Origin of the sequence: Halomonas sp. Cn5-12, from assembly GCF_021532545.1 — a bacterium.
Lineage (GTDB): Bacteria > Pseudomonadota > Gammaproteobacteria > Pseudomonadales > Halomonadaceae > Vreelandella > Vreelandella aquamarina.
This window is the reverse complement of the sequence record NZ_JAKGAY010000019.1, coordinates 35,530-58,504: the sequence shown is the minus strand read 5'-3', so window position 1 is coordinate 58,504 and position 22,975 is coordinate 35,530. Positions and strand designations below refer to the sequence as shown.

The 22,975-nt window shown below is 61.3% G+C and carries 22 protein-coding genes; 8 read left to right on the top strand and 14 right to left on the bottom strand.

The features are described from left to right. The first annotated feature begins 52 nt into the window (after positions 1-52). The 4 genes from eat to L1249_RS11600 all read left to right on the top strand — a co-directional run bounded on the left by eat (position 53) and on the right by L1249_RS11600 (position 4,702). The gene (gene eat, locus L1249_RS11615; protein ID WP_044630510.1) at positions 53-1,486 is read left to right on the top strand and encodes an ethanolamine permease; all 1,434 of its coding nucleotides are present in this window, start codon (positions 53-55) and stop codon (positions 1,484-1,486) included. A gap of 96 nt (positions 1,487-1,582) precedes the next feature. Then, positions 1,583-2,092, top strand: coding sequence for a CIA30 family protein (locus L1249_RS11610; RefSeq protein WP_062373239.1), 510 nt, complete (start codon positions 1,583-1,585; stop codon positions 2,090-2,092). Between the two features lie 97 nt (positions 2,093-2,189). Continuing rightward, complete coding sequence (aceK, locus tag L1249_RS11605; protein WP_137092983.1) at positions 2,190-3,956, top strand: bifunctional isocitrate dehydrogenase kinase/phosphatase; 1,767 nt, start codon at positions 2,190-2,192, stop codon at positions 3,954-3,956. Positions 3,957-3,988: 32 nt separating this feature from the next. After that, on the top strand, positions 3,989-4,702 hold the full coding sequence (locus L1249_RS11600) for an SIR2 family NAD-dependent protein deacylase (RefSeq protein ID WP_213262782.1): 714 nt from the start codon (positions 3,989-3,991) through the stop codon (positions 4,700-4,702). Between the two features lie 41 nt (positions 4,703-4,743). Here L1249_RS11600 and bioA read toward each other — a convergent pair whose 3' ends face one another. The 6 genes from bioA to bioB are packed head-to-tail and all read right to left on the bottom strand — an operon-like array spanning position 4,744 to position 10,458. Continuing rightward, positions 4,744-6,021 (bottom strand): adenosylmethionine--8-amino-7-oxononanoate transaminase, encoded by a 1,278-nt coding sequence (bioA, locus tag L1249_RS11595; protein ID WP_228168627.1) that lies wholly within the window; start codon positions 6,019-6,021, stop codon positions 4,744-4,746. After that, positions 6,018-6,740 carry a dethiobiotin synthase gene (gene bioD / locus L1249_RS11590; RefSeq protein WP_213262780.1) on the bottom strand — a complete coding sequence of 241 codons (723 nt, stop codon included), beginning with the start codon at positions 6,738-6,740 and terminating at the stop codon, positions 6,018-6,020. Before bioD ends, bioA begins: the two co-directional genes overlap by 4 nt. After that, positions 6,737-7,522: a methyltransferase domain-containing protein gene (locus L1249_RS11585; protein WP_213262779.1), complete on the bottom strand. Its 786-nt coding sequence runs from the start codon at positions 7,520-7,522 to the stop codon at positions 6,737-6,739. Before L1249_RS11585 ends, bioD begins: the two co-directional genes overlap by 4 nt. After that, positions 7,519-8,241: an alpha/beta fold hydrolase gene (locus tag L1249_RS11580; RefSeq protein WP_228168628.1), complete on the bottom strand. Its 723-nt coding sequence runs from the start codon at positions 8,239-8,241 to the stop codon at positions 7,519-7,521. The genes L1249_RS11585 and L1249_RS11580 overlap by 4 nt, the downstream gene beginning before the upstream one ends. After that, the gene (gene bioF / locus L1249_RS11575; RefSeq protein ID WP_228168629.1) at positions 8,238-9,383 is read right to left on the bottom strand and encodes an 8-amino-7-oxononanoate synthase; all 1,146 of its coding nucleotides are present in this window, start codon (positions 9,381-9,383) and stop codon (positions 8,238-8,240) included. The genes L1249_RS11580 and bioF overlap by 4 nt, the downstream gene beginning before the upstream one ends. Further along, complete coding sequence (gene bioB / locus L1249_RS11570) at positions 9,370-10,458, bottom strand: biotin synthase BioB (RefSeq protein WP_228168630.1); 1,089 nt, start codon at positions 10,456-10,458, stop codon at positions 9,370-9,372. The genes bioF and bioB overlap by 14 nt, the downstream gene beginning before the upstream one ends. Before the next feature lie 170 nt (positions 10,459-10,628). Between bioB and L1249_RS11565 the strand changes: the two genes are divergently transcribed. Both L1249_RS11565 and L1249_RS11560 read left to right on the top strand, forming a co-directional pair. Further along, positions 10,629-10,934, top strand: coding sequence for a nucleotidyltransferase domain-containing protein (locus L1249_RS11565; RefSeq protein WP_081136616.1), 306 nt, complete (start codon positions 10,629-10,631; stop codon positions 10,932-10,934). Between the two features lie 442 nt (positions 10,935-11,376). After that, positions 11,377-12,153, top strand: coding sequence for a tRNA-uridine aminocarboxypropyltransferase (locus L1249_RS11560; RefSeq protein WP_044628949.1), 777 nt, complete (start codon positions 11,377-11,379; stop codon positions 12,151-12,153). On the opposite strand, the gene L1249_RS11555 is transcribed toward L1249_RS11560, so the two are convergent. From L1249_RS11555 to def, 8 genes are all read right to left on the bottom strand, one after another. Next, on the bottom strand, positions 12,150-13,061 hold the full coding sequence (locus tag L1249_RS11555) for a DMT family transporter (RefSeq protein ID WP_228168631.1): 912 nt from the start codon (positions 13,059-13,061) through the stop codon (positions 12,150-12,152). The two genes, L1249_RS11560 and L1249_RS11555, sit on opposite strands and share 4 nt — an antisense overlap. Then, positions 13,058-14,311 (bottom strand): TraB/GumN family protein, encoded by a 1,254-nt coding sequence (locus tag L1249_RS11550; RefSeq protein ID WP_228168632.1) that lies wholly within the window; start codon positions 14,309-14,311, stop codon positions 13,058-13,060. Before L1249_RS11550 ends, L1249_RS11555 begins: the two co-directional genes overlap by 4 nt. Positions 14,312-14,349: 38 nt before the next feature. After that, positions 14,350-15,798: a TrkH family potassium uptake protein gene (locus tag L1249_RS11545; protein WP_228168633.1), complete on the bottom strand. Its 1,449-nt coding sequence runs from the start codon at positions 15,796-15,798 to the stop codon at positions 14,350-14,352. A 48-nt stretch (positions 15,799-15,846) separates the two neighbouring features. Then, entirely contained in the window at positions 15,847-17,220 is a 1,374-nt protein-coding gene (gene trkA / locus L1249_RS11540; RefSeq protein WP_213262770.1) for a Trk system potassium transporter TrkA, read from the bottom strand. Positions 17,221-17,332: 112 nt separating this feature from the next. Next, complete coding sequence (locus tag L1249_RS11535; protein ID WP_054641697.1) at positions 17,333-17,539, bottom strand: dodecin; 207 nt, start codon at positions 17,537-17,539, stop codon at positions 17,333-17,335. Positions 17,540-17,581: 42 nt separating this feature from the next. After that, the gene (gene rsmB / locus L1249_RS11530) at positions 17,582-18,913 is read right to left on the bottom strand and encodes a 16S rRNA (cytosine(967)-C(5))-methyltransferase RsmB (RefSeq protein ID WP_228168634.1); all 1,332 of its coding nucleotides are present in this window, start codon (positions 18,911-18,913) and stop codon (positions 17,582-17,584) included. Beyond that, entirely contained in the window at positions 18,910-19,902 is a 993-nt protein-coding gene (gene fmt / locus L1249_RS11525; RefSeq protein ID WP_228168635.1) for a methionyl-tRNA formyltransferase, read from the bottom strand. Before fmt ends, rsmB begins: the two co-directional genes overlap by 4 nt. 149 nt (positions 19,903-20,051) lie before the next feature. Then, positions 20,052-20,564, bottom strand: coding sequence for a peptide deformylase (def, locus tag L1249_RS11520; RefSeq protein ID WP_137093002.1), 513 nt, complete (start codon positions 20,562-20,564; stop codon positions 20,052-20,054). A 174-nt stretch (positions 20,565-20,738) separates the two neighbouring features. Here def and L1249_RS11515 point away from each other — a divergent pair, with 174 nt between their 5' ends. Both L1249_RS11515 and dprA read left to right on the top strand, forming a co-directional pair. Then, positions 20,739-21,785: a LysM peptidoglycan-binding domain-containing protein gene (locus tag L1249_RS11515; RefSeq protein ID WP_089675175.1), complete on the top strand. Its 1,047-nt coding sequence runs from the start codon at positions 20,739-20,741 to the stop codon at positions 21,783-21,785. A gap of 34 nt (positions 21,786-21,819) precedes the next feature. Next, entirely contained in the window at positions 21,820-22,941 is a 1,122-nt protein-coding gene (gene dprA, locus L1249_RS11510; RefSeq protein ID WP_137093004.1) for a DNA-processing protein DprA, read from the top strand. Positions 22,942-22,975 lie beyond the last annotated feature (34 nt).

Here is a 22,975-nt window from a genome sequence, read left to right as displayed (position 1 = left end):
TCACAGCACGCCGCTGACACCCATTGCGTTCCACACTGAAAAGGGCAAAACGATGACACAACCAACGGTTGATCAGGCGTATCTGGCCAAGCGCCAGCTGCGTAAAGGTACGGCAGGCTGGATGCTGCTCGCGGGCCTTGGGGTTTCCTACGTGATTTCCGGTGACTTTGCGGGCTGGAACTTTGGCATTGCCGAAGCGGGCTGGGGCGGCTTTGCGATTGCCGCTTGTTTGATGGCGCTAATGTACCTAGCGCTAGTGCTGGCGCTGGCAGAAATGTCCGCCGCTATTCCCGCGGCAGGGGGCGGCTACAGCTTTGCCCGCCAAGCCATGGGGCCTGCGGGCGGCTATTTGACTGGGCTTGCGGTATTGATTGAGTACGCGCTTGCCCCGGCGGCCATCGTGATTTTTATTGGCTCGGCGGTGGAAGCATTATTAGGCGTTAACGGGCCGCTGGTGTATCTGCTGTTTTATGCGGTGTTTATTGGCATTCACCTGGCGGGTGTGGGGGAAGCGCTAAAAGTGATGATGGTGATTAGCGGTTTGGCGGTCTTTGCCATTTTGGCCACCGCCGTGGCGCTGATTGGCGATTTCGATTCGGCCAACCTGTTTGATATTGCACCCACCGATGCGGCGGGGGCGAGCACCTTCATGCCATTCGGCTGGTACGGTATTTGGGCGGCGCTGCCTTTTGGCATGTGGCTGTTCCTGGCGGTAGAGGGTGTGCCGCTGGCGGCCGAAGAGGCGAAAGATCCCGCCCGGGATATGCCCAAAGGCATCATTGGTGCGATGCTGTTCTTGCTCTTCACCGCCCTGCTCGTAGTCGTGCTGCTGGCCGGTGCGGCGGGCGCTGAGATGATTGGCCAAAGCGGCGTGCCGCTGGTAGATGCGCTGAATGCGGCGGGTAATCCCACGCTGGCGACCCTGGTCAACGTGCTGGGCTTAGCGGGTTTGATCGCGTCGTTCTTCTCGATTATTTATGGCTATAGCCGCCTGGTATTCGCGCTCTCTCGGGCGGGTTATTTACCCAAACCGCTATCGCTCACCAGCGAGCGCAAAGTGCCTTACTTAGCGCTGATTGTGCCCGGTATTTTGGGCTTTCTTGCATCGCTGAGCGGGGAAGGCGATCTGATGTTAGGCATGGCCGTTGTGGGGGCGACTATCTCTTATGCGCTGATGGCGCTTAGCCATATTCTGCTGCGCGTGAAACAGCCCGACCTGCCGCGCCCCTATAAAACGCCGGGAGGCGTGGTGACCTCAGGCATCGCGTTGGTGCTCTCGCTCGTCGCGTTGACCGGTGTCTACGCGTTTGACCCTCGCGCGTTCAACTACACCATCGTGCTGTTCATTGCTGGAGCGGCTTACTACTTCCTCTACAGCAAAAATCATTTAGTCGCGAAAACCGCAGAAGAGGAGTTCGCGCTGGTCACCGCAGCACCTGAGGATCTCGACCCTGTCGCACCGAAGGCCGCTTCCGCGAAATTGTAATCACCACAGCAGATCGCCTAGTCTGAACCACGGCAGTGCGCCTCTGGGCTTTCGCTCAGAGGCGTTGTTATTGGCAGGCAAGGAGGAGCTTGAAGGATGTTGAACTTTACCGAATCGAACATGGCCGAGTCAGAACAGCGGCGCTGGTACGCCGTGGACGATGGCGTGATGGGCGGCGTGTCCCAAAGCGGCTTTCGCGTGGACGCTGGCGCTGGCTGCTTTGGTGGCGAGGTCTCGCTGGAAAACGGCGGCGGTTTTGCCTCAGTGCGCCGTGAACCCAACGGCTTTGAACCGACCCTGGCTCATGGCCAAGGAATTGTGCTTCGTGTGCGTGGCGATGGTCGCACCTATCAGCTAAGGCTCAAAAGCAGCGCGCTGGACGAAGCAAGCGCTTACCGCGTGGCCTTCACGCCTAAAGCTCACCAGTGGGAAACGCATCAATTCACCTGGGCGCAGTTTAAGGCGGTGCGACGGGGCACGCTGCTTTTCAGCGCGCCGCCTCTCGACCCACATACTATTCACCAGCTCGGTTTCTTGATTGCCGACCGCACTGCCGGGCCGTTTCGCCTGGAGGTCGCCTCCATTGCGTCGCACTCACAGGGCTGACACTCACAGGGCTGACACTGACAGGACTAAGGTCGTCTCGTATGTAGTGTGCCGTTCACGGAATCTGGGAAGCCCTCTTTCGACGTGAGCCAGCGTGATGAAACACTCCCCCGCGTATCGCCTAGCGGCCACTGTGCTGCACGGTTTCGATGAGTACCGTGCGCGTTTCAAGCAGATCACCTCAGATGCCAGCCGCCGTTTTCGCGATGCCGCCTGGCGTGAAGCGCAGCAGGCCTCCGCCGCGCGGATCAACCTGTACGGTGAAAAAGTCGAGGAGACGCTCGACCGATTACAGCGCACCTTTGCCCAGGAGGTGCTGGCCCACTGTGAGACATGGCGGGAAGCACGAGGGCACTACGCGCAGTTGATCAGCCAGCGGCTGGATTACGAGCTGGCGGAAACCTTCTTTAATTCGCTGTTCTGTTCGGTGTTTCAGCATCGCCATATCCGCAATGACTGGATGTTTGTGTACAGCTCCCGGGAGGATGCCGCGCACCGTTCGGGCATTGAGCTGTGCCGCAGGTATTACGTCAACGGCGACTGGGCGGGGGCGCTCGCTTGGGCGCTGAGTGAAGCCCCGTTCGAGTCCCCCTTTGCCGACGTCGAGCGCGACAGCCAGCTCGGCGCTGGATTGCTGGAAGCTCAGCTCCCTGTTGCGATTTGGCAGGCAGACGATGCCCAGGTGGAGCTACTCAACAGCGTGTTTTACCGCAACAAAGGGGCGTATCTGGTGGGGCGCATTCTAGGTGGCGGCGAGCAGGTCCCCTTGGTGCTGCCCGTTCTACATGGGGAAGGGTATGGCGAGCAGCAGGGCGGCGACCCCTGCCTGCATTTGGATACGGTCCTCACCGAAACCGATGAAGTGTCGATCATCTTCTCGTTCACTCGCGCCTATTTCCAGGTAGAGGTGCCGGTGCCGGGGGAGTTCGTCGGTTACCTAAAACAGCTCATGCCCCACAAGCCCGAGGGCGAGCTGTATGCCGCCATTGGCTTTTTCAAACATGGCAAAACCGAGTTTTTCCGTGCCCTGAACCAGCAGGTCGCCAAGCGCGAAGAGCGCTTCATGATCGCGCCGGGGGTGCGGGGCATGGTAATGGCGGTATTCGTGCTGCCCAGCTTTCGCACCGTGTTCAAGATCATCAAGGATGAGTTCGACCCCGCCAAAGAGGTCACCCACGCCATCGTGCGGGAGAAGTACCGGCTGGTAAAACGCCACGACCGGGTAGGGCGCATGGCCGATACCCAGGAGTTCTCCAACTTTATCGTCCGCCAGGACCACTTCGAGCCGGAGTGTTTGGCCCATTTGCTGGAGGTTGCACCCTCCACGGTGTCGCTGAAAGAGGATAAAGTGATCATTAAGCACTGCTATACCGAGCGAATGATGACGCCGCTGAATATTTACCTGGAGCAGTGCAGCGCCGATGAGCGAGTGATGGTGCTAAAAGATTACGGCAACGCCATCAAGCAGATGGCGGCGGCGAATATTTTCCCTGGCGATATGCTGCTGAAGAATTTTGGCGTCACGCGCCACGGGCGGGTGATTTTCTACGACTACGACGAGGTGAGCTATCTCACCGAGTGCCGCTTCCGCCATATTCCCAAATCCCAGGGGTACGACAGTTACATGGATGGCGGTGCCAGCCTTTCCATTGGCCCCAACGATATCTTCCCCGAAGAGTTTGGCCCGTTTATGTTTGCCAACCCGGAACTGCGCGCACTATTTATGGAGCAGCATCCGGAGCTGTTCGACCCGGACTACTGGCTGGCGCTACAGCGGGCGATTCTGGAGGGGCGGGTGATCGACGTTTACCCGTATCGCAACAAGCAGCGATTCGCAGGCACCGTGGGGCAACTGGTACATTAGGCGTTTACCGGACGACGTAAGCCGAGGATAGCATGACTTCAGCCCCGCACTTGGTGGTATTTACCGGCTCGGGAATCAGCGCGGAGAGCGGCATTCAAACCTTCCGCGCCAGCGATGGCCTCTGGGAGGATCACCCGGTGGAGGAGGTCGCCACGCCGCAAGGGTGGCGGCAAGACCCAGAGCGGGTGCTGGCGTTCTATAACCAGCGCCGTGATCAGATCCGCCGCGCGAAGCCCAACGCCGCCCATAAAGCGCTGGCCGCGCTGGAGCAGGAAGGCTTCCGAGTCAGCGTAGTGACGCAGAATATCGATGACCTGCACGAGCGTGCCGGTTCGCGCCACGTGCTGCACCTGCACGGCGAGATTCTCAAGGCACGCTCATCCGTCGATGCCCGGCTGCGCTACCCGCTGCCCAAAGGTGGAATCCGCCTGGGGGAGGTGTGCGACAAAGGCAGCCAGCTGCGCCCGGACGTGGTGTGGTTCGGGGAAGCCGTGCCGCTCTTCGAAGAGGCCTGCGAGCTGGTCAGCCAGGCCGATTTCCTGCTGGTGGTGGGCACCTCGCTGGCGGTGATGCCCGCCGCGTCGCTGCTGACCTACATCGACTACGATACCCCCTGTGCACTGATAGACCCCGATGCCGATGCGCTCAGCCCGCCTGGCGTGCTGGCGATCAACACCACGGCGGGGGAAGGCGTGCCAGCGCTGGTTCACCAGTGGCGCAAGCAGGGCAACTTGCTCTTGCCTTGAGTCAACGACGGGGCGGAGTGAGCGAACCGATGGATGGCAGATTACCGGTGCGCTTCGAGAAACCACGCTTTCATGACTCCGGTAATCTGGGTGATCTCGGCGTCCGTCGCAATATAGGCGGGCATGGTGTAGAGCCAGCGGCCAATGGGGCGCAGCCACACGCCCCGTGCTCTGGCAAACGCGGCCACGCCCGCCAGCGCCTCGCTGCCATGGGTCTCGATCACCGCTGTCGCGCCCAGCACCCGGACATCCGCCACCGCCGGGTGCGCGCGCAGCGCCGCGTCCTCCAGCAGCTCGCGCTGTAGCACTTGGCTGAGCGCGGCGATTTTCTCCAGGTAATGCTCCTCTTCGAACACCCGCAGGCTCTCCAGCGCCACACGGCAGGCTAGCGGGTTGCCCATAAAGGTGGGGCCGTGCATGAAAGCGTGGTGCTCACTGTCGCCAATAAATGCCCCGTGAACCCGGTCGGTAGCCAGCGTGGCCGCATGGCCCAAGTAGCCGCCGGTCAGCCCTTTGGAGAGCACCATGATGTCTGGCGTGACGCCCGCGTGGTCGGCGGCAAACAGCTTGCCGGTGCGGCCAAAGCCGGTGGCTACTTCGTCGAAAATCAGCAGCACGCCAAACTCGTCGCACAGCGCCCGGGCGCCGCGCAGGTAGTGCGGCGAGGTCATGTTCAGCCCGCCCGCCGCTTGCAGCAGCGGCTCCATCAGTAGTGCGGCGATCTCCTGGTGGTGGCGCGCTAGCACCTCCCGCAGCCCGGCGAGGTCCTGCTCTACCTGGGCTGGCGTGGCATCGAAGGGTGCCGTGGGGGCCGGGGCGAAGTGGTGCTGAGGCAGCAGGCTGGCGAACAGGCCGTGCATGCCCTCTTCGGGGTCGCATACTGCCATGCAGCCGGTGGTGTCGCCATGGTACGCCTTCATCAGCGAGAGCATCTTGCGCTTGCCGGGCTGGCCGATAAGCACCTGATACTGCAGCGCCATCTTCATGGCCACCTCCATGCCCACCGAACCGCTGTCGGAGAAGAACACGTGGTTTAGCCCCGGCGGGGTAATGCGCACCAGCGCCCGTGCCAGCTGGTCGGCGGGGCCGTGGGTCAGGCCGCCCAGCATCACATGGCACAGCTCGCCGGCCTGTTCGCGGATGGCGGCCACCAGGCGCGGGTGGCCGTAGCCGTGAATCATGCACCACCAGGAGCAGGTGGCATCCAGCAGGCGTTCACCGCTGTCTAGCGTAAAGTAGCTGCCGCTGCCGCCGACCACTTTTGGCGCAGGCGTTTGGGTTTTGAGATGGGCATAGGGGTGCCAAACGGGGGAGTTCATGGCGTCGCCTCCTGGGTGGCGAGGGGGAGCAGCGCTTCAAGGGAGAGGTAGCGCTGCGCGGTGGTCGCATCCGCCGTGGCCAAATGAGGAATGATGCCCAAGCAAGGGGCGGGCAGAGCGCGTTTCAGCAGCGCCACATTGGCTGCAAAGCGCGGGCTGTCGTCGGCAAAGGCTGAGTCCACTACGCTGCCTACCCAGCCCGCCAGCGTTAAGCCATCGGCGGCGATGGCCTCGGCGGTGAGCCGGGCATGGTTAAGGCAGCCCAGTTTCAGCCCAACCACCAGAATCACCGGCAGGCCCAGTGCACGGGGCAGGTCGGAAAAATCCTCCTCCTCATTGAGCGACACTCGCCAGCCGCCGGCGCCTTCGATCAGCGTCAGGTCGCGTGGCGTGTGGCTCAAGGTAGCGCGTAGCGCCTGAGTAACGCTTGCCACGTTAAGCATGGCACCTGCTTCCAGAGCGGCGAGATGCGGCGCAATGGCGGGGGCAAAGGCCCAGGGGTTCACCGTTGGGTACTCCACCGGCGGGAAGCTTTGCGCCTGTAGCGCCAGGGCGTCGCGGTTGCGTAGGCCGCTGAGCGTGGCCTCGCTGCCGGAGGCAATGGGTTTCAACCCCAGCGTGGTGTACTGGCGCTGACGGGCGGCGCCCAGCAGCGCGCTGGTGGCCAGGGTTTTGCCCGCGTCGGTGTCGGTACCGGTGACAAAATAGGTGTTGTTCATCTCGCGCTTTCCAGTTGTAGCGTCAGGCAGTGGTAGCTCACCGGCAGCCCCCGCGGCGTGCGTAGCGATTCATAGCGGGCCTGAGCGGTGGCAAGCGCTTGGCGGGTCAGCCGAGCGTGGGGTCTTGCCACCTGAGCGCCCACGCCCTTGATGGAGGCCATGACGGCATTCAGGTCGGGGTAGAAAAAGCGCCGCTGCTCGCGCACGTGGTGGGTAAGCCGCAAGCCGCTTCGCGCAATCGCCCGCTGTACGGTGGCTGCGTTTGGCGTTTGCAGCAAGGCCTCGGGGCGCTGCCAGGCGGTGGCGACTTCGCTCAGCGTGCCGGGCAGCAGGGTGGTGATGCGCGCCTGCCCACCAGGGACGAGCACCCGCGCCAACTCCCGCAGCACCGCGCCGATATCCGGGCACCACTGAATCGCCAGATTCGAGAACACGAGATCCACGCTTGCATCGCTGAGCGGCAGCGCGGCGGCATCTCCCTGTTGCCAGCGTATAGCATCGCCATACTGCGCCTGGGCGTGGGCGAGCATACCGGGCGCTAGATCGAGTCCGGTGATGGCAGCATCGGGATAGTGTTCCGCTAGCCGCTGGGTCCAGTAGCCGGTGCCGCAGCCCAGGTCGAGCACGTGCTGGGCGCTCTCGGGCAGCGTTTGCCAGAGCGTTTCGCCAATGTCGCGCTGGGCGCTAGCGAGATCATCGTAGCGTGGTGCCGCCCGTGAAAAAGCCCGAGCAACACGCTCCTGCCAGCGGGGCAGTGGCAGCGAGGTGGCCAGTGTGTTCATCGCGGCTCCTGTAGCGCGCGCGTGGCCTGCTCGGCCAGCCGTGCCGCCAGTGGGGCGGGTTGGGAGAGCATGGGGCAGTGCCCTGCGGCTTCCAGCCGAAGCGCTTGCTGGCGCGTGCTGCTTGGTAGCAGCGGGTCGTGGGCGCCTGCCAATCGGCGGATAGGGCAGGGAGGGTTGGCAAGCAGTGCCCGGTTATCCAGCGTCTCTAGCCACATAAGCCCTTGCGCGAGCGTGTCGGTATCGGCGTGGGGAGTCTCACCTAACTGTGCTCGTAGCTGGCGGTGGGCCTCGCGGGCGTTGGGTTCGCCTTGGGCCTGCCAGCGTAGAAAGTGCCGCCACGTGGCAACGGGGTCACGGTGGAAGGCGTGCTTAAAGCTGGCAAGCTCGTCGCTCCTCACACCGCCATCACTCTCCGCGTCACTACAAAAACGGCTGCCTGCGCCCAGTAGCAGCAGGGCGTTGGGCGGCGGCAAGTAGTCGAGCAGCGCTGTGGCCAGCAGCCCACCCAGCGACCAGCCTACCCAGACGGCATCGCTGGGTAGCTCGGGGGCCATACGCTTGGCGAGCGCGGCAATGCTCGTGGGGGTAGGTGGCGCTGGAGCATCGCCGTAGCCGGGCCACTCCACTGCGCTGGGCTCGACAGGGCTGGGCCAATGCTCCGAAAGCGTCTGCCATATACGGCGGTCGACGCCCCAGCCCGAGAGTAGGATGAGCTTCATCGCTGCTCCTCTTGCAGGCAGGCGGCGGCGACTCCCAAGAGCCGATCGATATCGCTTTGGGTGTGGCGGGCGCTCAGGGTGATGCGCAGCCGCGCCTCGCCGTTAGGCACCGTGGGTGGTCGAATCGCCCCTACCTGGATAGCGTGCTCATCGAACGTGGCCGCCCAGGCTAGGGTGCGCTGCTCGCTGCCCAGCAGCAGCGGCTGGATGGGCGTGTGGGAGTGGCCGAGTGGCAGCCCTAAGGCGGCCGCCTGCTGGCGGAAGTAGTCAATATGGCGAGTGAGCCGTTGGCGGTGCTCGGGCTCCCGCTGCACGATGGCGAGTGCTTCTAGCGTGGCGGCAGCAATCGCGGGCGGCTGGGCGGTGGTATACACGTAGCTGCGGGAAAACTGAATCAGGTGTTCGATCAACGCGGCGTCACCCGCCACAAATGCGCCTGCGGTGCCTAGCGCCTTGCCCAGGGTGCCGACCAAGATCGGCACGGCGTGGCTATCAAAACCTTCTACGCAGCCCGCGCCGTGTTCACCCAGTACACCGAGACCATGGGCATCGTCGATCATCAGCCAGGCGCCGTGCTGCTGGCTGAGGTGGGCGAGCTGATTGATATCGGCGATATCGCCATCCATGCTGAACACGCCGTCGCTCACCACCAGCTTATGGGTGGCCGTGCTGCGCGCAAGCAGGCGCTGTAAGTCGTTGACATCCCGGTGGTGGTAGCGCCGGGAGCGTGCGCCGCTCAGCGCGCCACCATCAAGCAGCGAGGCATGGTTAAATCGGTCCTGAAATATCGCGGTGTTTGAATCCGCGAGCGCCTGCAGCACGCCCAGGTTTGCCATATAGCCGGTGGAGAACAGTAATGCTCTCTCGCGTCCGGTCCATTCGGCCAGCGCCTCTTCCAGGGCATCGTGAATGCCCAGGTGCCCGCTGACCAAGTGCGACGCGCCGGCCCCTGCGCCAAAGCGTTTCGCGCCTTCTGCCTGGGCGGCCTGCACCCGTGGGTCCTGGGCAAGGCCCAGATAGTCGTTGCCTGCAAAGTCGAGTGCCCCATGGGCAGAGACGCGGCGGTTGCGCCAGCGCTGCTGGCGCTCGCGCTCATCGCGGGCTGCCGCTAAGCGCTGGTGCCACACCTCAGACACTGGCATCCACCGCCAGCGCCGCAGCGCGCTCTGCCTGGGCGTTGCGCTGCGCTTGCTGGGCCAGCCGCTCGGCGCGCTGTGTATCGTCTTCGCAGGTGTCGCGGCGCTCGGGATGCAGGCCCAGCTTGGCAAACAGCGCGCGGTCGCGCTCTGCTTGGGGGTTGCCGGTGGTCAGCAGCTTATCGCCGTAAAAAATGGAGTTGGCACCGGCCAGGAAGGCGAGCGCCTGGGTGGATTCGCTCATCTGCTCCCGGCCTGCGGAGAGGCGCACATGGCTCTGGGGCATCATGATGCGCGCCACGGCAATGGCGCGGATGAACTCCAGTGGGTCTAAATCATCGACGTTCTCCAGTGGCGTTCCCGGCACTTTGACCAGCATGTTGATAGGCACGGACTCGGGATGTGGAGAGAGCTTGGCCAGCTGCTGCAGCAGCGCGCTGCGATCCTGTGCGCCTTCGCCCATGCCCAAAATACCGCCAGAGCACACTTTCATACCGGCATCGCGAACGGTGTCCAGGGTCTCTAAGCGGTCGCTGTAGGTGCGGGTGGTGATGATTTCGCCGTAGTAATCGGGGGAGGTGTCGAGGTTGTGGTTGTAGTAGTCCAGCCCGGCCGCCGCCAGCCGGGTGGCCTGCTCGCCGTCGACCATACCCAGCGTCATGCAGGTCTCAAGCCCCAGCGCTTTCACCTGGCGTACCATCTCTTCCACCACTACTAAATCTTTATCCCGCGGGCTGCGCCACGCGGCCCCCATGCAGAAGCGGCTGGCACCGGCCTCTTTGGCCGCCTGGGCCTGGGCCACTACCTTCTTGATTTCTAGTAGCTTCTCTTTTTCCAACTGGGTGTTGTAATGGCCCGACTGCGGGCAGTACTTGCAGTCTTCCGGGCAGGCCCCGGTTTTAATCGACAGTAGAGTAGAGACCTGCACCGCGTTGGCATCGAAATGCGCCCGGTGCACCTGCTGGGCTTGAAACAGCAGGTCGTTAAAGGGCAGCGCAAACAGCGCGTTGATCTCGTCAAGCGTCCAGTCGTGGCGCGGCGCGGCATCCGCCGCGTAAGAAGCAGTCGAGGTAGTGGTCACGAGGTAAACCTATATTCTTTTGAAAGTTGACAGGACTCTAGCGGGGCTGTGCTGAGGGTGTCAACTTTTTGAAGAGGGTTGGTTTACCATGAGCAGGGAAAAGAAAGGCTAAAATATGCTAGCCTTTTGAAAGTAATAAATGGCTAGTGCGTAGGCTAAGGAGGTCAACGATGCGCTTAAATGATGTTCAGCGTCAGGCCATCGTCAGCGCCGTGAAGTCGTGTTTTGGGCCGCAAGCGAACGTAAAGCTGTTTGGCTCCCGCACGGATGATCAAGCCAAAGGTGGCGATATTGATCTTCTGATCACAACGGATATCCACGATGTCAATGACATAGTACGGGCTGAAATGCGCTGCCAAGTAAAGCTTCAGCAGCTACTCGGCGAGCAAAAAATCGATATGCTGATTGATTATCCCAGCCGCCAGAATTATCCGGCCATTTTTAGCATTGCTGAGCGGGCAGGACTTCCATTATGACTCAGGATATTGCACTACTACGTTTGCAAGAAGCATGGCGTGAGTGCCAACGGCATATGCATTTTATCAATCAGCGCGAAAAACCGCTTACTTTTAGTGAGCGGATGGATAGCGCGGCATCCGCAGGATGCCCTTGCTGATGATTTGCACAGTGCTATACTACTCACGTCGACACGACCTACCGAGGGGCACTCGGAAAGTTACGTCTGTGGAGACGATGTGAGACCTGGGGGATATGAGTTGGTTCGCCACCGTAAAAATCCCCACTGTGGGACTTTTACGGCGATAACCAAGCCATTCCCTCGGGCAATCGTCTTGGAAGCAGAAACCAGGAAGGTAACAACCTGGGAATCCCCTTCCTTTCCGTCGCTAGACGGCAGCGCAAGCTGAGGGAGGGGAGGATGTCAAACTCTGCGTCCTTTGACGACCCACTGGAGCGCAGATGCCTGACGCGACCTCGCTGCCCCCTGAGCATGATGCAATGACCGACCGCGACCCGGCCACCGGGCATCCGCGCCCGCCTCGGCGTGAATTCAAAGCGCGGGGCAGCTTCGTCAAACGCTGCGAAGGCTGCAACTTGCCCGAGCTGAACTGCCTCTGCCCGTATCAGGTGAAGGCGGAGAGCGACGCTCAGGTATGGCTGTTGACCCACTCCATTGAACACTACAAACCGACCAATACCGGGCGTTTGATTGGCGATGTACTCACCAACACCCGCGTATTTACCTGGTATCGCACGGCGCCGGACGAGGCGCTGGCCGCGCTGCTGCAAGATCCGCGCTACGCGCCGTTCGTGATTTTTCCTGATGACCAGCCAGATTACGCCGACCGCGTGGTGGATATTGACGCGGTGCATGCCGCCAAGCAGCAGGCGCGCATACCGGTATTCATCATTTTGGATGGCACCTGGCGACAGGCGCGGCGCATGTTCCGCAAAAGCCCTTACCTGGATGCACTGCCGGTACTGCCGCTGCGCACCGAGCGGGAGACCCGCTACCGGCTGCGCAAGCCCGCCTCGAAAGCGCATCTGTGCACCGCCGAGGTAGCGATTGAGCTGCTGCGCCAGAGCGGTGATGAAACAGCGGCAAGCGTGCTGGATGACTACTTTGACGTGTTCAACGATAGCTACGCAGAGAGCCGCTATTATCGCAAGATCGAAGAGCCTACGGCAGCCATGCAGCGGCTATTGGAGCGGCAGCGGGCAGAAGAGCATGGTTAGCGGGAAGGATTGCCACCGGGCAGCCAGCGCAGCAGCACTTTGCGGACCCAGTACCAGCGATTGATCAGTAGTGCCATAAAGATCAGGCTACAGCCCAGCAGTTGCAATGCGGTCATGGTTTCGCCAAACCACCAGGCGGCAAACAGCGCGGTCCAGACGGCTTCTAGCATCAGAATCACCGCCGCATGGCTAGGCGTGGTCATACTCTGCGCTTTGATTTGCAGAAAGAAGCGCAGCGAGCTGGCCAGTAGTACGCTGGTCATGAACCAGCCGAGAATCGACGGGCTGAGCGCCAGCGGCTGATGCTCCACCACCAGGGAAAGCCCCGTTAGCACCACGCCTACCGAGATCAGTTGCAGCGTGGTTAGCGGCAGCGCCGGCACATTGCGCACTACGCGGGTATTGACGTTGATCAAAAGCGCAAAACAGAGCGCGGCGCACACCATCAGCAGCTGGCTGGCCTCGACGTTAAAGCCTGCATTGAGCGATAGTAGGGCAAACCCGAGCAGCGCGACGGGTAGCGCGACCCAAGTAGAGCGAGGTGGGCGGTCGCCAAACAGCAGTCGTGCCACTACAGGCACCAGGAGAATCCCTAGGCTGTTAATAAAGGCGCTTTCTCCCAGATGCTGGGAGTGATGCAATCCCAGCACCCAGAAAGCGATGGCCGCACTGAACAGTACGCCTACCAGCAGGCCGCGCCGAATACGCCGGGCAGGCAAATGGCGCAGTGTCGGCCAGGCGAAGCCCAGCAGAATGACCCCCGCGAGCAGAAAGCGGGTGCCGATGAACAGCAGCGGAGGCATGCCTGCTAGTGCTTCTTTGGAAAAGATCCAGCCGCTTGCGGCTAATACAGTGACTAGCAGGAGCAGGGCATCGGCCTGCCAGGGAGCGCGTTTGATCGAATTCACGCCGCACCGCTGCCGAACAGGGCGCCGGCGATTCTAAACCCAGCGACCCAGGTGCCCACTGCCGACCCCAGGGTAGCGAGAATGAATACCAGCAGGGTGCGAGAGACGCGGTTTTTCCACCAGCCTTTCAGCTGCGTCACGTCGTGGCGCAGGGTGGAGAAGTCGCGCACCTTGGGCTTGCGCATATACAGCTCTACCCCAGCGGCCACGAAGCCGGCCCCAATCGTTGGGTTGAGCGATGTGAGCGGCGCGGCAAAGAAGGTGGCAATGACCGTCACCGGGTGAGCGAGAGCGGCAATGGTGGCTCCGCCGGATAGAAGCCCGTTGATCAAAAACCACTCGATGACTAGCTGCCAGCCAAGCTCGGTATTGCGCGAAAAGCCCACCACGAAACCGGTAATGACCAGCGCGGTAATCAGCCAGGGCATGGCTTTCCATAGCTTGGAGGGCGGCGGTGTCGCTTCGAGTGACGCCCTCTCGATGGTGGGGTTTTCCGGCAGCGGTGCTTCCAGGTGCTCGCTCGTCCCCTTCAAATGTCCGGCGCCCAATACCACCAGCACGTTCTGGTAGCGTCCGGGAGATGCGTCTTCCGCCAAACGCAGCGCCATGTAGCGGTCGCGTTCGCGGATCAGCGGGGTGTAGAGTGCCTCCGACTCTGCGGCAAACTCGCTGAAGGTGGCTTCCAGCATGTCGCCCTCTTTGAGCTTTTCGATGTCCTCTTTGGAGACATCCTGGCGAGAAAGCACGCTGCCAATCAGCCCTGAGAAGAGCGAGAAGCGCTGCCACCAAGGCACGTTGCGATAAATGCGTTTCAAAGTGATGCCGACATCTCGGTCTACCAGCAGTAGCGGCAGGTTGCGCGTACGGCACTCTTCAACGGCTGCACGCATCTCAGCCCCCGGCTGAATACCGGACTGCTCGGCGATCCGTTGCTGAAAGGCACCGAGCGCCAGGCTCGCCGCCACCATGCCCGCTTTGCCTTGCTTGAACACCTGAAACAAGTCCTGCTCGCCCATGGCGTCTGGGTTGTCCATGCTGTGGTGACGGGCGTCACACAGTTCAATGGCGACGGCATCGAAGTGACCGCTGTCGATCAGTTGGCGAACGTCGTTGGCGCTTTCGGTAGAGACGTGGGCGGTGCCTAGCAGGGTGTAGTACGTGCTGCCCACCTGAATGGTTTTCAGCGGGCCGCTGGTAGCTGGGAGGGAACTGCTTTCCTGGGCCAGCGGTGTTGCATCATCTTGATTCATTAAAAAGTCTCAACAAAAAAGTAACGAGTGATGCGCGTTTAACGGCGCCAAAAAGCCGGGGTAAACAGCACCAGTACCGTAAAAATTTCCAGGCGTCCCATCAGCATGGCCAGTACCAGAATCCATTTGGCCAGGCTTGGTAAGTCGCCATAGTGGCTGCTGGCTTCGCCCAGCGCAGGGCCCAGGTTGTTCAGTGCAGAGCCAACGGTCGACCATGCCGTCACCTGATCGACGCCCGTCGCCATCACGCCCACCAGCATCAAAAAGAACAGCATGACATAGGCAGAGAAAAATCCCCACACGGCCTGGGCGATGCTATCGGGAACGCTCACTTTGCCGACTTTAACGGCAATCACGGCATTGGGGTGAATGAGCCGCATGACTTCGCGCATGCCCTGTTTCAAGATAAGGATAATACGGATGACCTTCATCCCCCCGGCGGTAGAGCCAGAGCATCCGCCGACAAAAGCGGCCACAAACAGCAGAAACGGTAGTGCGCCCGGCCACCCGGAAAAGTCCGCCACGGCGAAGCCTGCGGTGGTGGCCACTGAGACAACCTCAAACAGCCCATGGCGTAGCCCCACGATATCGTCGTAGGTATTGGTGAGCCACAGGGTAATCACGGTAATCACGGTCAGACCCGTCAGGAACAGCAGCAGAAACCGGGCTTCCGGGTCCTGAAAGTAGTGGGTCAGGCGCTTCTCGCGCCAGGCCACGAAGTGGAGGCTGAAGCTCACCGCCGAAATCAGCATGAAGCTGATGCAGATCAGCTCGATGGCGGCGCTATTAAAGTAGCCAATACTGGCATCGTGGGTTGAAAAGCCGCCGATGGCGACGGTGGAAAAACTGTGCCCCAGCGCATCAAACCAGCTCATCCCCGCCAGCATATAGGCGACCATGCAGGCAAACGTGAGCGTTGCGTAGATATACCAGAGCGCTTTAGCGGTTTCGGTAATTCGTGGGGTTAGCTTGGAGTCTTTCAATGGCCCTGGAATTTCGGTGCGGTAAAGGGCCATCCCTCCCACGCCCAGGGTAGGCAAAATAGCCACGGCCAGTACCACGATCCCCATACCACCTAGCCACTGCAGCTGCTGGCGATAATAGCGCACCGATTCCGGTAAAAAATCGATGCCGGTAATCACTGTGGCACCGGTGGTCGTCAGGCCGGAAAACGACTCAAAGACCGCATCGGTAATGCTCAGTGAGCCTTCGCCAAACAGCATGAGCGGCAGAGAACCAAATAGGGCCAGTACCGTCCAGAACATCGCGGCGATAATAAAGCCGTCACGGATACGCAGCTCTTTATGGGAACGGCGATTGGGTAAGTAGATCAAGAGCCCGGTGATGACGGTAATCGCAATACCGCTCATAAAGGCGTGCCAAACGCCGTCACGAAACCAGAGCGACATGAGCATGGGTGGCAGCATCGTTAGGCTGAAGAGCATCAGTAGCAGCCCTAAAATACGTAGAATGACCCGCAAACTCATCGTGCTGTTCGCCCCGGTTGTGGCTGTGTCATCACGCTGGCACGCTCCTTAGAAAAACGTTAGCCCGACTTGGAACAGGCGCTCCACGTCACGAATACACCGCTTGTCGATCACGAACAGAATCACGTGGTCGCCGCTCTCCACCTTCACATCGCCGTGGGCAATCAGCACCTCTTTGCCGCGTACGATGGCACCGATGGTGGTGCCGTCGGGTAGGTCGATCTCGCGGATGGTACGGCCCACTACCTTGGACGACTGCTTATCGCCATGGGCAATCGCCTCGATGGCCTCCGCCGCGCCCCGGCGCAGCGAGTGTACGTTGACGATATCGCCCCGGCGTACGTGGGTCAGCAGGCTGCCGATGGTGGCTTGTTGGGGGGAGATGGCGATGTCGATATCGCCACCCTGCACCAAATCCACGTAGGCCGCGTTGTTGATCAGCGTAAGCACCTTCTTCGCTCCCAGCCGTTTGGCCAGCAGCGACGACATGATGTTCACTTCGTCGTCGTTGGTCAGCGCGCAGAAGATATCGCAGTCTTCGATGTTTTCCTCTTCCAACAGCCGCTTGCTGGTGGCGCTGCCGTGGAGCACCACGGTGCGATCCAGCCGCTCGGAGAGCGTGGTGCAGCGCTCCAGGCTGTGCTCAATGATCTTCACCTGATGGCTGTGCTCTAAGTGCTCCGCCAAGCGTTCGCCGATATTGCCGCCCCCGGCAATCACCACGCGGCGGAAGTCCCGCTCCACCTTGCGCAGCTCGCTCATCACCGCGCGGATATCCCGGCGGGCCGCCAGGAAAAACACCTCGTCGTCGGCTTCAATCACCGTGTCGCCCCGGGGGATGATCGGCCGGTTGCGGCGATAAATCGCCGCGACGCGGGTTTCCACGTTGGGCATGTGCTTTCCCAGAAAGGCTAAATCCTGGCCCACCAGCGGGCCGCCGTAGAAGGCTTTCACCGCCACTAGCTGTACCAACCCGCCGGCAAACTCCAGTACCTGTAGCGCGCCCGGGTGCTCAATCAAGCGGCGCACGTGGTCGGTGACCACCTGCTCGGGGCTGATCAGCACGTCGATGGGGATCGCTTCGTGGGCAAACAGGCCCTTACGAGTGAGGTAAGCGGTGGAGCGCACCCGGGCAATTTTGGTGGGGGTGCGAAACAGCGTGTGGGCCACCTGACAGGCGATCATATTGATCTCGTCGGTGTTGGTCACCGCGATCAGCATATCGGCGTCTTCGCAGCCCGCCTGGCGCAGCACGATGGGGTAGGAGCCTGCACCGGTCACCGTGCGGATATCCAGCTTGGTGTGCAGCTCGCGCAGTTTTGCGCCGTCGGTATCGACGACGGTGATGTCGTTCTCCTCGCGGGCAAGGTGCTCCGCCAGGGTGCCGCCGACTTGGCCGGCGCCGAGAATGATGATTTTCATCGCTAAGCATCGGTTCCGTTATAAGCGCCAGCGCGTTTCCGGCTTGCGGTGTGCGCTGCAATAAAGACGGCGGCCAGTGTAAACCAGCCGCCGTCGAAAAGCAGGTAGGGAATTACTCCAGAGTGAAGCCGACTTTGACGGTCACTTGCCAGTGGGCCACGCGGCCATCTTCAATATGGCCTCGGGTGTCGGTGACTTCGAGCCAGCGCATGTTTTGAACGCTTTCGGAGGCTTTCGCCAGGGCGTTCTGCACGGCTTCCTCAATCCCTTTTTCGGAAGACCCAGTAAGCTCAATATGTTTGTACGTGTGATGACTCATGTTTGCTCCATCCTTGTCATGAATTTACTGCCGGGCAACCGCCTAGGCAGTGCGCTTTTCTAGTCTGGCATAAAAAAAGCCATCGTGACTGCTTTGCGCGGGAAACAGCTGGCGTCCCTGACCGCTCTGCTCTCCCCAGGCCACATCGTGGGGCGTGGTGGCGTTGGCATCCGGTGTGCGGGCCAGAAACGCATCGATTTGTGCCGCATTCTCTTCGGGCAGCACTGAGCAAGTGGCGTAGAGCAGCGTACCGCCGGGGCGGAGCAGCGGCCAAAGATTGTCGAGCAGGCGCTGCTGCAGGCTGGCCAACTGGCGAATGTCCTCTTTACGGCGTAGCGCTTTGATGTCCGGATGGCGACGAATCACGCCGGTGCCGGAGCAGGGGGCATCCAGCAAAATGGCATCGAACGGCGTGCCGCTCCACCAGTCGCGGGTGGTGGCATCGGCATGTTTCAGCTCTGCAGCGAGCCCCAGCCGAGCGAGGGTGTCATCGACACGCGCCAGCCGCTGGTTGTCGCTATCCAGCGCAGTCAGGGAAATGTCGAACTGCTCTAGCAAGTGAGCGGTTTTGCCGCCAGGGGCGCAGCAAGCATCCAATACGTGAGCACCGGGGCGTGGCGCGAGCGCCGGGCCCAGCAGCGCGGCGCAGAGCTGTGCCGCCTCGTCCTGCACGCTGACGTGGCCCTGCTCGAAGCCAGGCAGCGCCGAGACATCGCAAGGGTGAGTCAGCATGATGCCATCGGGGGCATGGAGGCAGAGGTAGCCATCCAAGCCCTGCTCGGTGAGCCGCGTGAGGTACGCTTCACGATCATTGTGGCGCTGGTTGACGCGCAGCGTCATCGGCCCCGGTTCGTTGTTGGCCTGGGCAATGGCACGCCACTGTTCGGGCCAGGCGCTGCGCAGCTTGCCGAGCAGCCACTGGGGGTGTTCCAAAGCTACGCTCTCATCACGGTCCACTTCGGCCTGCAGCGCATCGGCCTCGCGCTGCAGTCGGCGCAGGCAACCGTTGAGCACGCGAGTTGCCCACTCTTTGTCCAGCAGGCGTGCGGCCCCGGCGGTTTCCCCCACGGCGGCGTGAGCCGGGGTACGCATGTAGAGCAGTTGATAGATACCGATCAGCAGCAGCGCCTGGATATCCGCATCACGCTTTTTGAAGGGCTGCTTTAGCAGGCGGCTGGCCAACGCTTGCAGGCGCGGCAAACGTCGGCAGGTGCCGTAACAGAGTTCTTTGAGCAGCGCGCGGTCTCTGGCAATGACGCTGTGCTCATCGAGCCCGGCCAGGGAGCCTTTATCGGTGAGGATCGGCACCAGGCTTCTGGCCGCCGCCGCGCGCACGTCCAGGCCGCTGCCGCCTGTGGTGGGTCGCTCGCTCATGGGCGCGCTCCTTGCGAGGCTGGCTGTGAAGGCTGTCCAAGGCGAACACCCTCGCTCAAGGGCGTTTGGCGGGCATTCAAAAGATCACGCACTGCCATGGCCTTGCCGCCGGGCAGCTGGGCACGGCTAACGCACAGCACTTCCTGGCCCTGGGCACCGCAGGCAATGCGCAGGTGTTCGTCGCCATGTGCCAACAGCGTACCGGGGGGCGATGGCGGCTGTTCACCTTGCTCGACGCTGGCCATGAGTAGGCGCAGGCGGTCGTTACCTAGCGTGCACCAAGCCACCGGCCACGGGTTGAAGGCGCGGATTTTGCGCGCCAGCTGCTCGGCGGGCTGGCTAAAGTCTAGCTCGGCCTCGGCCTTGCTGAGCTTGGCGGCGTAGGTCACGCCCTCTTCCGGCTGAGGCGTTGCCTCTAGGCTGCCGTTGTCGAGGTTGTCCAGCACGTGGATCAGCGCATTAGCACCTTGAATGGCCAGCCGGTCGTGGAGGTCGCCACCGGTGGTGCGGGAGGTAATTGGGGTACGCACTTCATACAGCATGGCGCCGGTATCCAGCCCCGCATCCATTTGCATGATGGTCACACCGGAGACGCTGTCGCCCGCTTCAATGGCGCGCTGAATCGGCGCCGCACCCCGCCAGCGGGGCAGCAGCGAGGCGTGCACGTTAATGCAGCCTAGGCGCGGCGTGTCCAGCACCGTTTGGGGTAGTAGCAGCCCATAGGCGACGACGACCATCACATCGGCGTTCAATGCCGCCAGTTCGGCTTGAGCATCGGCGTCTTTGAGACTGGCGGGTTGGACCACCGGCAGCCCGTGCTCTTGTGCTAGCTGTTTGACCGGGCTGGGCGTGAGCTTGCGGCCACGTCCAGCAGGGCGGTCGGGTTGGGTGTAAACCGCCACCACTTCATGTTCGCTGTCGAGAACGGCAGCAAGGCTGGAGGCGGCGAAGTCTGGCGTGCCAGCAAAAACAACGCGTAACGGTGACATGGTGGTGTGCCCTTAAGTGACGGAGAGGATGACGAGAGAAAGATGCCGTGTATGAAACGCATAAAGGCCGAGAGGCAGCGCTGTTGTTACAGGCGAGTGCCTGCGGGCAGCGTGTCAGCTCGGCCAGTGGCCTGATGGAAAAGCGCGGATTAGGCGTCGTTCATCAGCTTGTGGCGCTTTTGCATTTTTTTCATCACCCGGTCGCGCTTGAGCGGTGAGAGGTAATCCACAAATAGCACGCCTTCCAGATGGTCGTACTCATGTTGAATGCAGTGGGCCAGTAGGCCATCTGCTTCCAGCTCGTAGGGCTCACCGTTACGATCCAGCGCGTTGAGTCTCACTTTCAGGTAGCGCGGTACTTCGGCGTAGTATTCAGGGATCGACAAACAGCCCTCGGAGAGCGGCTCTTTGGCATCATCGATGGGCTCGTAGCGCGGGTTGATCAGCACCAGCGGCTGGGAGTTATCGTCGCTGACATCCATGACGACCACGCGGCGATGGACATCGACTTGCGTTGCGGCAAGGCCGATGCCGCGTGCGTCGTACATGGTCTCCAACATATCGTCGACGAGCTGGCGGACCTCGTCGTCAACGGTTTCCACCGGTACCGCCTTGGTGCGCAGGCGCTCGTCGGGGAATTCGAGAATAGGAAGTTTGGCCATGGCGTTACAATCACCGTTATGCTGAGTCTTTAAGATGAGCTGGCTGCCACCTGTGTCGGCGAGCCTAACTACTTTACTATTGACCACTATATCATGCTGATAGCGATCCTGGGCACGCGCGACACCGTGCAGCCCCTTAAACCGCTTCACCAACGACTGCCCGGGGAGAATCGGATGGTGGCTCTAAAACCTCTTTATTATAGCGTCTTTGGCGTGCTCTTAATGTGGGTGCTGTCGGTCAGCCAGCCAGCCTTAGCCGTGGAAGGGCTGCGCAACGATGCGCCACAGCGCTATGAAGTAGTGCCTGGCGACACGCTGTGGGATATCTCCGCCCGTTATTTACGCTCGCCCTGGCAGTGGCCTTCGCTATGGCAGGCGAATCCGCAAGTTCGTAACCCGCACCTTATCTACCCCGGCGATGTGCTGGTATTGGGGACATGCCAAGGCCAACCATGCCTTTCTGTGGAGCGGGGCCAAGGGGTCGTAAAGCTCTCGCCGCAGATGCGTACAGTGCCTAAACGAGAGGCGATTACTCCTATTCCGATGGAGGTGGTGCGCGCCTTTCTACGGGAGCATCGCGTGGTGGAGCCAGGAGAGAGCCCGCAGGAGCTTGCGTATGTGGTGGGCGGCGATAACCAGCGCTTGATTAGCGGCGCAGGCGATACCCTGTACGTGCGTGGCAGCGTACCCGCCAGAACGCGCCTGGGCATCTACCGTCCAGGCGAGCCCTATGTATCAGCCAATGGCGCACTGTTGGGCGATGAGTTGATCAATATTGGCGAGGCGCGCTACCTGGGCAGCGAGGGCGATATTGCTCGCATCGAAGTGCTTAGCGCCTACCAAGAAGTGCGTAATAACGACATCCTGCTGCCTCTAGAAGATCGTGAGCTAAGCGATGCCTTTGTTCCCCGTGCACCGTTGAATAACGTGTCGGGCCAGATTGTTGCGGTACCGGGCGGAGTACGATTTATTGGGCGGCTGCAAGTGGTGGCACTGGATCTGGGAACGCAAGACGGCCTACAGCCGGGCCATGTATTGCGCGTAGACCAGCAAGGGGAGTTGGTAACTGACCCACGTACCCAAGAGCTGCTGCGGTTGCCCAATACCGAGGCAGGATTGGTGATGGTGTTCAGGCCCTATAATCATATGAGTTACGCCTTGGTCATGCAGGCCTCAAGGGTGCTGGCAGTGGGGGATAGTGTACACACGCCGACGCGTTAAGGTGTGCATCAAGATTTGATATAAGGGGAACTCTATGGACGCTAAGGAGTGGCTGGCGGTAAGTGCTTTGCCCGGTATGGGCGCTGCGCGGATTGCGCAAATGGTGGCGCGCAAGCCTCAATGGCCACAAGGGTGGCTAGCGACTTTGCCCAGCAATGCCGCCAATGCCCTGCGATTGTGGCTGGCGCAGCCAGAACGCAGCCCGCTGCAACAAACGGTCAATGACACCCTCTCCTGGTTACAAGAAGGCCCCAACCGCCATCTGCTTCACCGCGACCATCCTGCATGGCCAGACCTTTTAAACCAACTTTCTGACCCGCCAGCAGTACTATGGGCCCAGGGCGATCTTCGCGCGTTAGAGGCCCCGGGCCTTGCCATGGTAGGTACTCGTCGCCCAACGTCGGAAGGCAGTGGACATGCCCAGGCGTTTGCCCGGGAGTTGGCCAACCGAGGCTGGTGCATTGTCAGCGGGATGGCGCTGGGTGTGGATGGGGTGGCTCAGCGTGCGGCGCTCGCCGCAGGTGGAAGCTCTATTGCCGTGCTTGGCTGTGGTATTGATGTCATCTACCCCGCCCGCCATCGTGATTTGTATGAACAGCTCAGTACGCTACCCGGCGGCTTGCTGCTCTCTGAGCATCCACCAGGCACCGTGGCCCATCCGGCCTTCTTCCCCCGGCGCAACCGAATTGTAACGGGCCTTTCGCTAGGCACCTTAGTGGTTGAAGCAGCCGAGAAGAGTGGCTCGCTCGTCAGCGCCCGCCTCGCCCTAGAGCAGGGGCGCGAGCTGTTTGCGCTGCCGGGTTCGCTACACAATGTCCAGGCTCGTGGCTGCCTGCAACTGTTGCGTAGCGGCGCCACCCTGGTGCGCCATGTGGACGATATTCTCGAAGAGTTACAGCATTGGGTGTCGCGCTTTGTGCCTGCGCCGCTAGCAGTTGCAGCCGATGAGCCGTTGGCTCATCAACCGAGTGTTGAATTACCGTCGGCGGATAATCTGTTAAACGCCTTAGGCCCATCGCCTACCCCCATTGATGTGTTGGTGCAGAGCACCGGTATCTCGGTCAGCGAGTGCCAGCAGCGGCTATTGATGCTGGAGCTGGATGGCAAAGTGACGCAGCAGGCGGGTGGTTGGGTGCGGCTGGCAGCGCCATGGTAAGATGCAAACTCAATTTTGTGATTGGCTGAGAGCT